Genomic DNA, 12604 nt, shown 5'->3' with positions numbered 1-12604 from the left:
AGGCAGCTTTTTCTTATGGCGCAACGACATATTTAATAATTTTCCGAGCCTCCCGCTTCGGCGACCATCGGTTTGTCAGACATGTCGCGAGACAAAGCCTTCAGACGCTGAGCCATAGAGCTCGATGCCGCGCATGTCCCGGTTTTACCGGCCTCCTGGCCACTGCCGCAGTAAACCAACAAAAAAGCCAACCGGCTGTGGGAGTGCTTCATGATCAAGTCCTTGCTCGTGCGTTCCATCGCGTGTTCCGCCCTGGCTCTCGCCGCCGTTTCCGGCGCGCAGGCCGGCACCCTGTCCATCGGCCACACCACCTGGGTCGGCTACGGCACCCTGTACCTCGCCCGTGACCTGGGCTACTTCAAGGAACAGGGCCTGGACCTGCAGCTGACCACCATCGAGGAAGCCTCGATGTACATGGCGGCCCAGGCTTCCGGCCAGCTGTCCGGCTCCGCCTCCACCATCGACGAAATCCTCAAGTACCGTCCCAAGTTCTGCTTCAAGGCCGTCGCCGCGCTGGACGACAGCCATGGCGGCGACGGCGTGCTGGTGGGCAAGGACGTCACCTCGCTGGCCCAGCTCAAGGGCCAGGAAGTGGCAGTGAACGAGGGCTCCGTCTCGCAGTTCTGGCTGGCCTACCTGCTCAAGCACGCCGGCATGAACATGAGCGACATCAAGGTGCAGAACATGACCGCCGATGACGCCGCCAGCGCCTTCATCGCCGGCCGCGTGCCGGCTGCCGTGACCTGGGAACCGCATCTGTCGCTGGTGCGCGAGAAGCAGCAGGGCAAGGTGCTGGTGGACAGCTCCACCACCCCCGGCGTGATCGTCGACGTGGTCGCCCTCAACTGCGACGTCATCGAGAAGCAGCCCGAGGACGTGAAGGCCCTGGTGAAAGGCCTGTACAAGGCCGTGCAGTACACCCAGGAGCACCCGGACGAGGCCTACGCCATCATGGCCAAGGGCGTCGGCGGTTACCTTGCCGATCCCAAGGCCCTGGCCGATGCCGCCAAGGGCGTGCGCTTCTACGACAAGGCGATGAGCGAGCAGCTCATTGGCACCCCCGGCAAGCCTGGCGACATCAAGGGTCTGATCCGTCTCGCCAACGAGACCTGGAGCGGCCTGCAGGGCAAGCGCCTGGAAGTCAGCTACGACGACCTGGTCGACCCGCGCTTCGTCTCCGAGTAACCGTCTCTCTTGTCCCCGCGGGCGGCCTGGCGCCGCTCGCCTGGAGGAATCCGCGATGCCTCGTCGTTCGCAATCCTGGCTCAGCCGCTGCCTGACGCCCAAGGTCGACCTGCCGTTGAAGCTGGTCTGGTCCGCCGGCACCCTGTGCTGGCTCCTCGTGTTCGGCCTGTGGGCCGGGCTTTCCTACGGCGGCGTGGTGCCGGCGATGTTCCTGCCGACCCCGGACGCGGTGCTCGCGGCCGGCGTGCGCCTGGCCAGTGACGGCACCCTCGCCACCCACGTGATGGCCAGCGTCAAGGTGGTGATGATCGGCTTCATCGTCTCCTCGCTGGTGGCGGTGCCGCTGGGGCTGCTGATGGGCAGCTTCCGCATCGTCCAGGCCTTCCTCGAACCGCTGGTGAACTTCATCCGCTACCTGCCGGTGACCTCCTTCGTACCGCTGTTCATCCTGTGGATCGGCATCGGCCTGGAACAGCGCGTCACCGTGATCATCTTCGGCGTGTTCTTCCAGCAACTGGTGATGATCGCCGACGTCTCCCGTGGCGTCGCCAAGGACCTGGTGAACGCCTCCTACACCCTGGGCTGCAACCGCCGCGACGTGGTCCTCCATGTGCTCGGCCCGGCCTCGCTGCCCGGCGTGCTCGACACCCTGCGCGTGACCATGGGCTGGGCCTGGACCTACCTGGTGGTCGCCGAACTGGTCGCCGCCTCCAGCGGCCTGGGCTACATCAGCCTCAAGGCCATGCGCGGCTTCCAGGTCGACGTGATCTTCCTGGCGATCGCCATCATCGGCCTGCTGGGCCTGATCACCGACCAACTGTTCCGATTCATCCGACTGAAGGTGGCGTCATGGGCGCAGTAGCGATCAAGCAGGAAGAACCCGCCGTGACCGGCCAGCAACCTGCCAACCCGGCCCGCCTGCGGGTGGAGAACGTCAGCCTGCGCTACCGCACGCCCGACGGCGGCACCTTCAGCGCGCTGGAGAACGTCTCCTTCGAGGTGCCCGACCAGCAGTTCGCGGTGATTGTCGGGCCGTCCGGCTGCGGCAAGTCGAGCCTGCTCTACCTCACGGCCGGGCTGTCCGAGCCCACCGAGGGCGATATCTACGTCGGCGGCCAGCTGGTCGACGGCCCGGGCGCCGACCGCGGCATGGTGTTCCAGAGCTACACCCTGTTCCCCTGGCTCACCGTGCGCCAGAACGTCGAGTTCGGCCTCAAGCGCCGCGGCATGCCGGCGGCCGAGCGCCGCGAGATCGTCGACTACTACCTCGACGAGGTCGGCCTGCGCCGCTTCGAGAACAACTACCCCAAGCAGCTCTCCGGCGGAATGATGCAGCGCGTGGCGATTGCCCGCGCGCTGGCCAACGACCCGCAGATCCTGCTGATGGACGAGCCCTTCGGCGCGCTCGACAGCCAGACCCGCATGCAGATGCAGCAACTGCTGCTGCGCGTGTGGGACCACAGCAAGAAGACCGTGGTGTTCGTCACCCACGACATCGACGAGGCCATCCTGCTGGGCGACCGCGTCTACGTCATGGGCGCTCGCCCCGGTCGCATCAAGCAGATCCTCGACGTGCCCATCGAGCGCCCGCGCTCGCTGGACATGGTCATGGACCGCCCGTTCATCGAGATGAAGCGCGAGATCCTCGGGTTGCTCCACGACGACCTGAAAGAAGCGCACTGACCTGCCGCCGGCTGGCGCCTCCTGCAGGGCGCCGGCCGATGCGGTGATCCGCTGCAGCACCGTTCGGCCCCCTCTTCCCTCGGGAGAGGGTTGGGGTGAGGGGTTCTGCGATTCACGCAAGACTCACGGGGAGCCCCCATGTCCTTCACCCAAGATTCCACCTACGACTACCTCATCGTCGGCGCCGGCTCGGCCGGTTGCGTGCTGGCCAACCGCCTGAGCGCCGACCCGTCGGTACGCGTCTGCCTGCTGGAAGCCGGCGGCAGCGACGCCAGCCCGCGCGTGCAGACCCCGGCCGGCACCATCACCCTGTACAAGAGCAAGGTGTTCAGCTGGAACTTCTACTCCGCACCACAGAAGCGCCTGAACAACCGCTCGCTGCACTGCCCGCGCGGCAAGGCGCTGGGCGGCTCCAGCTCGATGAACAGCATGATCTACATCCGCGGCCACGCCTCCGACTACGATCGCTGGGAAGCCGAAGGCTGCCCGGGCTGGGGCTGGAAGGACGTGCTGCCGTACTTCAAGAAATCCGAGCGCAACCTGCTTGGCCAGGACCCGGCGCTGCACGGCACCCTGGGCGAACTGGTGGTGGACAAGCCGCGCGATCCCAACCCGTTGTCCAGCCTGTTCATCAAGGCCGGCGAACGCATTGGCCTGCGCCGCAACGATGACTTCAACGGCCGCGAGTTCGAAGGCGTCGGCATCTACAACCTGACCCAGAAGGACGCCAGGCGCCTGAGCAGCTACCGCGCCTTCGTCGCACCGCTGCAGCGCCCCAATCTCACGGTGCTGACCGAGCGCCAGGTGGGCCGCCTGCTGCTCGAAGGCGAGCGCGTCAGCGGCATCGAACTGCGCAGCGGCGAACGCCTGCTGGCGCGCCGCGAGGTGATCCTCACCGCGGGTGCCCTCGGCTCGCCGCAGATCCTCCTGGCCTCCGGCATCGGCCCGGCTGCCGAGCTGAAAGCTGCCGGCATCCCGGTGCAACACGACCTGCCGGGCGTGGGCAAGAACCTCCAGGACCACCTCGACGGGCTGGTCACCGTACGCTCGCCGAGTCCGCTGAGCCTGGGCTTCTCCCTCGGTTCGCTGCCGCAGATCCTGCTCTCGCCGTTCAAGTACCTGCTGGCGAAGAAGGGCTGGCTGACCACCAACTACGTCGAGGCCGGCGGTTTCGCCCGCACCCCGCTCGCGAATGAGCTGGCCGACGTGCAGTTCCACTTCGTGCCCGGCTACCGCAGCCACCGTGGCCGTCTGTTCGAATGGGGCCATGGCTACGCCGTGCACACCTGCGTGCTGCGGCCCAAGAGCATTGGCGAGTTGCGGGTGAAGCCCGGTGGCGACATCGAGATCGACTACAACTTCCTCGCCAACGAGGAAGACGGCCGCGTGCTGGTGGAAGGCGTCAAGCTGGCGCGCAAGATCCTCGCCCAGCCGGAGTTCGACACTATTCGTGGCGCCGAGATGCTGCCCGGCCCGCAAGTGCAGACCGATGAGCAACTGCTGGAGCACCTGCGTGAATACGCCGCCACCGTGTTCCACCCGGTGGGCACCTGCAAGATGGGCGAAGACCCGCTGGCGGTGGTCGACCTGCGCCTGCGCGTGCACGGCCTCAAGGGCCTGCGCGTGGTGGACGCGTCGATCATGCCGACGCTCATCAGCGGCAACACCAACGCGCCCTGCATCATGCTCGGCGAGCGCGCGGCGGCGATGATCCTGGAAGACAGCCGCGCCACGTCGGTCGCTCCCGCCCAGGCAGTCCCAGCCTGATCGGCAAATCGTACGGCGGATAACGCTGGTGCGTTATGCGCCCTACGGCTCGGCGTCCCCATTGGCTCTACAGTCACCGGCTAGCTCATTCGTAGGATGGGTGGAGCTTGCGATACCCATCAGCGAGTTTGCCGGTGATCGATGGGTATCGCTTCGCTCCACGCCATCCTACGCAGTGCCCCAGTCAATCTTGTGGATAACGGATCTAGAGCCCCAGCTCGCTCAACGACGGATGTTCGTCCGGCCGGCGCCCCTGCGGCCAACGGAACAGGCGCTCGTCCTCGCTGATCGGCAGGTCGTTGATGCTGGCATGGCGCTCGAACATCAGGCCGTTCTCGTCGAACGCCCAGTTCTCGTTGCCGTAGGAGCGGAACCAGTTGCCCGAATCGTCGTGCCACTCGTAGGCAAAGCGCACGGCGATACGGTTGTCGGTAAAGGCCCAGAGCTCCTTGATCAGCCGGTACTGCTGCTCGCGCACCCACTTGGCGGTGAGGAACTGGACGATCTGCTCGCGGCCCTGGACGAAGGTGGAGCGGTTGCGCCAGCGGCTGTCCGGCGTGTAGGCCAGCGACACGCGGTGCGGATCGCGGCTGTTCCAGCCGTCCTCGGCGAGGCGGACTTTCTGGATGGCGGTTTCGCGGGTGAACGGCGGCAGAGGGGGACGGGCTTCGCTCATGGTGGTCTCCAGTGGCGGTGAGAGTGGGGTGCCTGGTGTGCATACTCCGCCCGACCCCGGATGGGGTAAATGACGGTAATCCCACAGATATTGCCAATCGCAGTGCAGCGCTTTTGCTCTTCGTAGGAGCGAGCTTGCTCGCGAACAGATCTCGCCGGTAATTCCCAAGGTGGACGGTTCGCGAGCAAGCTCGCTCCTACAAGATCGGCCGGGCAGTGGAGCTCTCTGTGGATACGTAGGGCGCATAACCCCGTAGGCGTTATGCGCCCCACAGGTGTCAGGCCTTGGCCGCCACCTTGCGCAACCCCACCCGGTCCTGGCTCGGGCACACCCCGAACTTCGCCCGGTAGCTGCGCGACAGGTACGAGGGTGTCTCGAAGCCACAGGCGACGCCGATTTCCAGTACGCTCAGGTCGGTCTGGCGCAGCAACTGGCGCGCCTTGTCCAGGCGCAGGCCGAGGTAGAAGTTCGACGGCGTGTCGTTGAGGTGCAGACGGAACAGGCGTTCGAGCTGGCGCCGGGTCACCTGGATACGCTCGGCCAGCTCCAGCGTCGACAGCGGCGGCTCGGTGTGACGCTCCATCTCGCCGATCACCTGCACCAGCTTGCGGTTGTTCACCCCGTAGCGGCTGGCGACCTGCAGCCGCTGGTGGTCCTGGCGGGTACGGATGCGCCCGACCACGAACTGCTCCGAGACCTGCACCGCCAGCTCCGGCCCGTGGGCCTGGGCGATCAGGTCGAGCATCAGGTCGATGGACGCGGTGCCGCCGGCAGAAGTGATGCGCGGCCCGTCGATCTCGAACAGCTCCTGGGTCGCCTGCACCTGTGGATAAGTTTCCCGAAAAGCGTCCAGCGCCTCCCAGTGCACCGTGCAGCGCTGGCGCTGCAGCAGCCCGGCCTCGGCCAGCACGAAGCTGCCGGTGTCGATGCCGCCCAGGGTCACGCCGTCGCGGTCCAGGCGCTTGAGCCACTGCAGCAGCGCCGGGGTGCAGGCGCGCAAGGGTTCGAAGCCGGCCACCACCAGCAGCGTGTCACCTGCGCGCAGTGCTTCCAGGCCGCTGTCGGCATTCATCGACATGCCGTTGCTGGCCAGCACCGGCCCGCCGTCCAGACTCATCAGGTGCCAGCGGTACAGCTCGCCGCGAAAGCGGTTGGCCACCCGCAGCGGCTCCACGGCGGAAACGAAACCCATCACGGAAAAACCGGGCAACAGCAGGAACCAGAAGTCTTGGGACATGGCGTTTTCCGTGCGGTCGGGGCGAGCGCTGAGCTGGCGTTGTGTTGGCATAGTGCAATTAGTCCTGCCTGGCAATGGGGGAGGTCGCTGCTGTGCAAGAGCTGGTCGCCGCAGTGCGATTCGCCGGGCCGCCGCCTGCGTAATTTGTTCCTCAGCCCCCGTGAGGGCCATGACGTACAAAAACGATAACCAATGCCGCAAAGGCCTTGAGGGAGAAGTCATGAAGCTATCGATCCAAGCGCTCGGCTGTGCCGCGCTCATGCTCGCCGCCGGCACCAGCTGGGCCGCCGAACCCGCCCAGTGCCAGAACGTGCGCATGGGCACGGTGAACTGGACCGACGTGGTGGCCAGCAGCGCTGTGGCGGAGGCCGTGCTCGACGGCCTGGGCTACAAGGTCAAGCAGACCAGCGCCTCGCAGCAGATCATCCTTGCCGGCATGGCCGACAAGCAGCTCGACGTCTTCCTCGGCTACTGGCAACCGACCATGCAGCCGGTGGCCAAGCCCTACCTCGACAAGCAGCAGATCGACGTGATCACCCCGCCGACCCTGCCCGACGCGCAGTCCACCTACGCCGTGCCGAGCTATGTCTACGACGGCGGTCTGAAGACCTTCGCCGACATCGCCAAGTTCAAGGACAAGCTGAGCAACAAGATCTACCTGATCGAGCCCGGCAGCGGCTCCAACCGCATCACCGCGAAGATGATCGCCGACGACAAGTTCGGCCTGAAGGGCTTCCAGATCGTCGAGTCCAGCGAGGCCGGCATGCTCACCGCGGTCAAGCGCGCCATCAAGCGCAAGCAGTGGGTGGTGTTCTTCGGCTGGAAACCGCACCCGATGAACCTGCAGATCGACATGAAATACCTCACCGGCAGCGACGACGTGTTCGGCCCCAATGAAGGCTCCGCCACCGTCTCGATCATGACCGCCGGCGGCTACCAGGCGCAGTGCGGCAACGTCGCCAAGCTGCTGCACAACCTCAAGTTCAGCAGCGAGCAGGTGAGCCAGGTGATGGTGCCGATCCTCGACCGCAGCCAGCCGGTGGACGCCGCCAAGGCCTGGTTGAAGCAGAACCCCGAGCCGCTCAAGGCCTGGCTCGACGGCGTGACCACCTTCGACGGCAAGGACGGCCTCGCTGCCGTTCAGGCCTCGCTGAAGTAACTCCCAACAACAAGATCCCTGCGCGTCGCCCGGCGCGCAGTGGGTTCGTTCGACCCGAAGAAGGACAGCCACCGTGAACCATGAAGTGATCGTCACCTGCGCGGTGACCGGCGCCGGCGACACCGTCGGCAAGCACCCGGCCATTCCCGTCACCCCGAAGGAAATCGCCGCCGCCGCCATCGAGGCCGCCAAGGCCGGCGCCACCGTCGCCCACTGCCACGTCCGCGATCCGCAGACCGGCAAGCCGAGCCGCGACGTGAACCTCTACCGCGAAGTGGTCGAGCGCATCCGCGAGAGCGACACCGACGTCATCATCAACCTCACCGCCGGCATGGGCGGCGACCTGCAGATCGGCCAGGGCGAGCAGCCGCTGGAGTTCGGCGCCGGCACCGACCTGGTCGGCCCGCTGGAGCGCCTCAAGCACGTCGAGGAGCTGTTGCCGGAAATCTGCACCCTGGACTGCGGCACCCTGAACTTCGGCGACGGCGACTTCATCTACGTCTCCACCCCGGCCCAGCTGCGCGCCGGCGCCAAGCGCATCACCGAACTGGGGGTGAAGGCCGAGCTGGAAATCTTCGACACCGGTCACCTCTGGTTCGCCAAACAGATGCTCAAGGAAGGCCTGCTGGAAGACCCGCTGATCCAGATCTGCCTCGGCATCCCGTGGGGCGCCCCGGCCGACACCACCACCATGAAGGCGATGGCCGACAACATCCCCGACGGCCTGACCTGGGCCGGCTTCGGCATCGGTCGCTCGCAGATGCCCATGGTCGCCCAGGCCATGCTGCTGGGCGGCAACGTGCGGGTCGGCCTGGAAGACAACATCTGGCTGGACCGTGGCGTGCACGCCAGCAACGGCCAACTGGTCGAACGCGCCATCGAGATCATCGAGCGCCTGGGCGGCCGCGCCCTGACCCCGGCGGAGGGGCGCAACAAGATGAACCTCAAGGCCCGCTGATTGCGGCCCACGTACTGACCGAACTGCTCTTCGTAGGAGCGAGCTTGCTCGCGAACCCAGCTCCGCTGCGGACCCTGTTCGCGAGCAAGCTCGCTCCTACAACGAACCCCGACGCCCCGCCACCTTTCCGGAGCCATCCATGTCCTTCATTACCGATATCAAAACCTTCGCCGCCCTCGGCAGCGGTGTCATCGGCAGCGGCTGGGTCGCCCGCGCCCTGGCCCACGGCCTCGACGTCATCGCCTGGGACCCGGCTCCTGGCGCCGAAGCGGCGCTGCGTGCGCGCGTCGCCAACGCCTGGCCGGCGCTGGAAAAGGCCGGGCTTGCCCCCGGCGCCTCGCAGGAGCGCCTGCGCTTCGTCGCCACCATCGAGGAGTGCGTGCGCGACGCCGACTTCATCCAGGAAAGCGCCCCCGAACGCCTCGACCTGAAATGCGAGCTGCACGCGAAGATCAGCGCCGCCGCCAGGCCCGACGCCCTGATCGGCTCCAGCACCTCGGGCCTGCTGCCCAGCGAGTTCTACGCCGACGCCACGCACCCCGAACGCTGCGTGGTCGGCCACCCGTTCAACCCGGTGTACCTGCTGCCGCTGGTGGAAGTGGTGGGCGGCGTGAAGACCGCGCCGGAGGCCGTGCAGGCCGCCATCCAGGTCTATGAATCCCTCGGCATGCGCCCCCTGCACGTGAGAAAGGAAGTCCCCGGCTTCATCGCCGACCGCCTGCTCGAAGCCCTCTGGCGCGAAGCGCTGCACCTGGTCAATGACGGCGTCGCCAGCACCGGCGAGATCGACGACGCCATTCGCTTCGGTGCGGGCCTGCGCTGGTCCTTCATGGGCACCTTCCTCACCTACACCCTGGCCGGCGGCAACGCCGGGATGCGCCACTTCATGGCCCAGTTCGGCCCGGCGCTGCAACTGCCCTGGACCTACCTGCCGGCCCCGGAACTGACCGACACCCTGATCGACCGCGTGGTGGAAGGCACCGCCGAGCAGCAGGGCAGCCGCAGCATCGCCGAGCTGGAGCGCTACCGCGACGACTGCCTGCTGGCGGTGCTCGGTGCGATCAAGGAGACCAAGACAAAACACGGCTTCGCCTTCGCCGACTAACCTCTCATTTCACCGCCCGCTCTGGACGGCCCCCTCTCTCTTCAGGGGGGGACGCCTAGTTAGAGGGTTGGGGAGAGGGGACCTGAATAGAGAGCCGAAAATGCACGCCCTGAAAACCTACGAAACCCCCATCCTCGCCGAGTGGACCGACTACAACGGCCACCTGCGCGACGCCTTCTACCTGCTGCTGTTCAGCTACGCCACCGACGCCCTGATGGACCACCTCGGTCTCGACGCCGCACACCGCGCCGCCACCCATGACTCGCTGTTCACCCTCGAAGTGCACCTCAACTACCTGCACGAGGTGAAGGAGGGCGAGACGGTCGAAGTGCGCACCCAGCTGATCGCCCATGACCGCAAGCGCCTGCAGGTTTTCCACAGCCTGCACCGTGCCGGCGAGGACCTCGCCCTGGCCGCCAGCGAGCAGATGCTGTTGCACGTGAACCTCGAAGGCGGCGCCCGCTCGGCGCCCTTCGAAGGCAGGGTGCTCGAGCATGTGCTGGCGCTGGCCGAAGCCCATCGCCCGCTGCCGCGCCCGGATTACGTCGGCCGCGTCATCGGCCTGCCAGGCTGAGCGGGAATGAGCCGGCGCTATCCGCTGTCCGATGCCATGCAGGCCTTCGTCACCGAAACGGAGGCTCACCCACTGGAAGGCCCCACGCTCGCAGCGCAGCGGGAAAACTACGAGCGCATGGCCGCTGCCTTTGCGCCGCAGGTTCCGCCGGGCCTGCTGGTCCGCGACGTACAGCCTGACGGCCTGGTCGAGCTGCGCCTGTACCGCCCCGAAGGTGCGCCGCCGGCGAATGGCTGGCCGACAGTTTTCTACATCCACGGCGGCGGCTGGGTACTGGGCAACGCCCGCACCCATGACATGATCTGCATTCCCCTGGCCGCAGAACTGGGCGCGCTGGTGATCGCCATCAGCTACCGGCTGGCGCCCGAGCACCCTTATCCCGCCGCCCTCAATGACTGCCTCGACACCTGGCGGCGGATTCACCAGGACGGCCTCGGCGAGCCTGTGGATAAGACCCGCATCGCGGTCGCCGGCGACAGCGGCGGTGCCAACCTCGCCGCCGCGCTGTGCCAGGCCCTGCGCGGTAGCGGCGAAGCGCTGCCGCTGGCCCAGGCGCTGATCTACCCCGCTCTGGGCAACCTCGATACGCCCTCGCGCACCACCTGCGCCGACGCACCGCTGATGACCAGTGCAGCGGTCGATGAATACCTCGCCGCCTACCTCTCGCGCCCCGCCGACTGGCGCGACCCGCTGGCGCTGCCGCTGCTCGCCGAAGACCTCGGCGGCCTGCCGCCGGCCTTCATAGCGGTCGCCCAGTTCGACCCGTTGCGCGACGACGGCGCGCTGTACCGCGACCGCCTGCGCGAAGCCGGCGTGGCAGTGGATTACTTCCCCGGTGCCGGGCTCGTCCACGGCTGCCTGCGCGCCCGGCGCGTGGCGGAAGTGGACGCCCTGCGCGGCGCCCTGATCGCGGCCCTGCGCCGCAGCCTGAATCGATGAGGAGGAACGCATGCAGACCACGCTGGAAAACCCCGGCATCGCCGACTGGCGCACCTACCGGCTGACCGCCGCACTGGGCAGCCTGCGCCCGCTGGAAAACCGCCTCGAAGTGCTGTGGGCCGACGGCCGCGTCAGCCCCTTCCACCACCAGTGGCTGCGCGACAACTGCCCCTGCAGCGAGTGCGTCTACAGCGTCACCCGCGAACAGGTGCTGGAAATCATCGACGTCCCCGCAAGCCTCGCCCCGTCGCGCGCCAGCCTCGATCAGGGCCAGTTGTGCATCGACTGGCAGGATGGCCACCGCAGCCGCTTCGACCCTGGCTGGTTGCGCGCCCACGCCTATGACGACGCGTCCCGCGCAGAACGCCTGGCCGCGCACCAGACCACCCGTGTCTGGCGCCGCGACTTCGAGGTGCCGGTGTACCAGCACGACCACTTGATGGACGACGACTCCGCGCTGCTGGAGTGGATGCTCGCCCTGCGCGATCTTGGCCTCAGCCGCGTGGACGGCGTGCCCACCGCGCCCGGCTCGCTGAATCGCATCGCCCAGCGCATCGCCTTCATCCGCGAGACCAATTTCGGTGTGCTGTTCGATGTGAAGTCCAAGGCCGCGGCCGCCGACAGCAACGCCTACACGGCCTTCAACCTGCCACTGCACACCGACCTGCCGACCCGCGAGCTGCAACCGGGGCTGCAATTCCTGCATTGCCTGGTGAACAACGCCGACGGCGGCGACAGCGTGTTCGTCGACGGCTTCGCCATCGCCGAGGCACTGCGTGACGAAGCGCCGGAAGATTTCCGCACGCTCTGCGAGATGCCCATCGAATTCCGCAACAAGGACCGCCGCAGCGACTACCGCTGCCTGGCGCCGGTGATCGCCCTGGATGCGCGGGGCGAGATCAGCGAAATCCGCATCGCCAACTTCCTCCGCGGCCCCTTCGATGCCCCGGCCGAGCGCATGGATGCGCTGTACCACGCCTGGCGCGCCTTCCTCACGCTCACCCGCGATGCGCGCTTCCGCCTGCAACAGAAGCTGCGCGCCGGGCAGATGTGGTGCTTCGACAACCGCCGGACCCTGCACGCCCGCACCGCCTTCGACCCGGCCAGCGGCGAACGGCACCTGCAGGGCTGCTACATCGACCGCGACGAACTGCTGTCACGCATCCTGGTGTTGCAGCGCGAGCGCTGATATTTCCGGCCTGTGCCGTCTGTTGCAGGAGCGAGCTTGCTCGCGAACCGCCCAGCTTCGGATTCGTCGGGAATCGTGTTCGCGAGCAATAACGAGGGCGTTCCTCTCGCTCCTACGAAAAGCCGGACAAAA

13 protein-coding genes are annotated in these 12604 nt (G+C 67.0%); 10 read left to right on the top strand and 3 right to left on the bottom strand.

Annotation, left to right across the window (positions count from 1 at the left end):
* Positions 1–32: 32 nt before the first annotated feature.
* Entirely contained in the window at positions 33–212 is a 180-nt protein-coding gene (locus J2T47_RS00810) for a hypothetical protein (RefSeq protein ID WP_253441579.1), read from the bottom strand.
* On the opposite strand from J2T47_RS00810, the gene J2T47_RS00805 reads away from it, so the two are divergent.
* From J2T47_RS00805 to J2T47_RS00790, 4 genes are all read left to right on the top strand, one after another.
* Entirely contained in the window at positions 211–1185 is a 975-nt protein-coding gene (locus J2T47_RS00805) for an ABC transporter substrate-binding protein (RefSeq protein WP_253441577.1), read from the top strand. The two genes, J2T47_RS00810 and J2T47_RS00805, sit on opposite strands and share 2 nt — an antisense overlap.
* Before the next feature lie 55 nt (positions 1186–1240).
* Positions 1241–2047, top strand: a complete 807-nt coding sequence (locus J2T47_RS00800; RefSeq protein ID WP_088420737.1) for an ABC transporter permease — start codon at positions 1241–1243, stop codon at positions 2045–2047.
* Entirely contained in the window at positions 2035–2868 is an 834-nt protein-coding gene (locus J2T47_RS00795; RefSeq protein ID WP_253441575.1) for an ABC transporter ATP-binding protein, read from the top strand. Before J2T47_RS00800 ends, J2T47_RS00795 begins: the two co-directional genes overlap by 13 nt.
* Positions 2869–3006: 138 nt before the next feature.
* Entirely contained in the window at positions 3007–4635 is a 1629-nt protein-coding gene (locus J2T47_RS00790) for a GMC family oxidoreductase (protein ID WP_253441573.1), read from the top strand.
* 205 nt (positions 4636–4840) lie between these two features.
* Here J2T47_RS00790 and J2T47_RS00785 read toward each other — a convergent pair whose 3' ends face one another.
* Both J2T47_RS00785 and J2T47_RS00780 read right to left on the bottom strand, forming a co-directional pair.
* A complete protein-coding gene (locus J2T47_RS00785) occupies positions 4841–5311 on the bottom strand; it encodes a DUF1348 family protein (RefSeq protein ID WP_253441571.1) in 471 nt (156 codons plus the stop codon).
* A gap of 277 nt (positions 5312–5588) precedes the next feature.
* A complete protein-coding gene (locus tag J2T47_RS00780) occupies positions 5589–6548 on the bottom strand; it encodes a GlxA family transcriptional regulator (protein ID WP_253441569.1) in 960 nt (319 codons plus the stop codon).
* Positions 6549–6768: 220 nt separating this feature from the next.
* On the opposite strand from J2T47_RS00780, the gene J2T47_RS00775 reads away from it, so the two are divergent.
* From J2T47_RS00775 to J2T47_RS00750, 6 genes are all read left to right on the top strand, one after another.
* Positions 6769–7707, top strand: coding sequence for a choline ABC transporter substrate-binding protein (locus J2T47_RS00775; protein WP_253441567.1), 939 nt, complete (start codon positions 6769–6771; stop codon positions 7705–7707).
* Positions 7708–7780: 73 nt separating this feature from the next.
* Positions 7781–8665: a 3-keto-5-aminohexanoate cleavage protein gene (locus J2T47_RS00770; RefSeq protein ID WP_253441565.1), complete on the top strand. Its 885-nt coding sequence runs from the start codon at positions 7781–7783 to the stop codon at positions 8663–8665.
* A 139-nt stretch (positions 8666–8804) separates the two neighbouring features.
* Positions 8805–9770 (top strand): L-carnitine dehydrogenase, encoded by a 966-nt coding sequence (locus tag J2T47_RS00765; protein ID WP_253441563.1) that lies wholly within the window; start codon positions 8805–8807, stop codon positions 9768–9770.
* 100 nt (positions 9771–9870) lie between these two features.
* The gene (locus tag J2T47_RS00760) at positions 9871–10344 is read left to right on the top strand and encodes a thioesterase family protein (protein WP_253441561.1); all 474 of its coding nucleotides are present in this window, start codon (positions 9871–9873) and stop codon (positions 10342–10344) included.
* 6 nt (positions 10345–10350) lie between these two features.
* Positions 10351–11283: an alpha/beta hydrolase gene (locus J2T47_RS00755; RefSeq protein ID WP_253441560.1), complete on the top strand. Its 933-nt coding sequence runs from the start codon at positions 10351–10353 to the stop codon at positions 11281–11283.
* 10 nt (positions 11284–11293) lie between these two features.
* Complete coding sequence (locus J2T47_RS00750) at positions 11294–12472, top strand: gamma-butyrobetaine dioxygenase (protein ID WP_253441559.1); 1179 nt, start codon at positions 11294–11296, stop codon at positions 12470–12472.
* Positions 12473–12604 lie beyond the last annotated feature (132 nt).

This window comes from Pseudomonas nitroreducens (assembly GCF_024170165.1).
In the GTDB taxonomy this organism is placed as follows: Bacteria; Pseudomonadota; Gammaproteobacteria; order Pseudomonadales; family Pseudomonadaceae; genus Pseudomonas; species Pseudomonas nitroreducens_C.
This window is presented reverse-complemented; position numbering and strand designations above follow the sequence as displayed.

Coding starts and splice junctions, on each gene's coding strand:
- J2T47_RS00810 (WP_253441579.1), bottom strand. CDS start 212: ATGAAGCACTCCCACAGCCGGTTGGCTTTTTTGTTGGTTTACTGCGGC.
- J2T47_RS00805 (WP_253441577.1), top strand. CDS start 211: ATGATCAAGTCCTTGCTCGTGCGTTCCATCGCGTGTTCCGCCCTGGCT.
- J2T47_RS00765 (WP_253441563.1), top strand. CDS start 8,805: ATGTCCTTCATTACCGATATCAAAACCTTCGCCGCCCTCGGCAGCGGT.
- J2T47_RS00800 (WP_088420737.1), top strand. CDS start 1,241: ATGCCTCGTCGTTCGCAATCCTGGCTCAGCCGCTGCCTGACGCCCAAG.
- J2T47_RS00755 (WP_253441560.1), top strand. CDS start 10,351: ATGAGCCGGCGCTATCCGCTGTCCGATGCCATGCAGGCCTTCGTCACC.
- J2T47_RS00760 (WP_253441561.1), top strand. CDS start 9,871: ATGCACGCCCTGAAAACCTACGAAACCCCCATCCTCGCCGAGTGGACC.
- J2T47_RS00795 (WP_253441575.1), top strand. CDS start 2,035: ATGGGCGCAGTAGCGATCAAGCAGGAAGAACCCGCCGTGACCGGCCAG.
- J2T47_RS00790 (WP_253441573.1), top strand. CDS start 3,007: ATGTCCTTCACCCAAGATTCCACCTACGACTACCTCATCGTCGGCGCC.
- J2T47_RS00780 (WP_253441569.1), bottom strand. CDS start 6,548: ATGTCCCAAGACTTCTGGTTCCTGCTGTTGCCCGGTTTTTCCGTGATG.
- J2T47_RS00775 (WP_253441567.1), top strand. CDS start 6,769: ATGAAGCTATCGATCCAAGCGCTCGGCTGTGCCGCGCTCATGCTCGCC.
- J2T47_RS00750 (WP_253441559.1), top strand. CDS start 11,294: ATGCAGACCACGCTGGAAAACCCCGGCATCGCCGACTGGCGCACCTAC.
- J2T47_RS00785 (WP_253441571.1), bottom strand. CDS start 5,311: ATGAGCGAAGCCCGTCCCCCTCTGCCGCCGTTCACCCGCGAAACCGCC.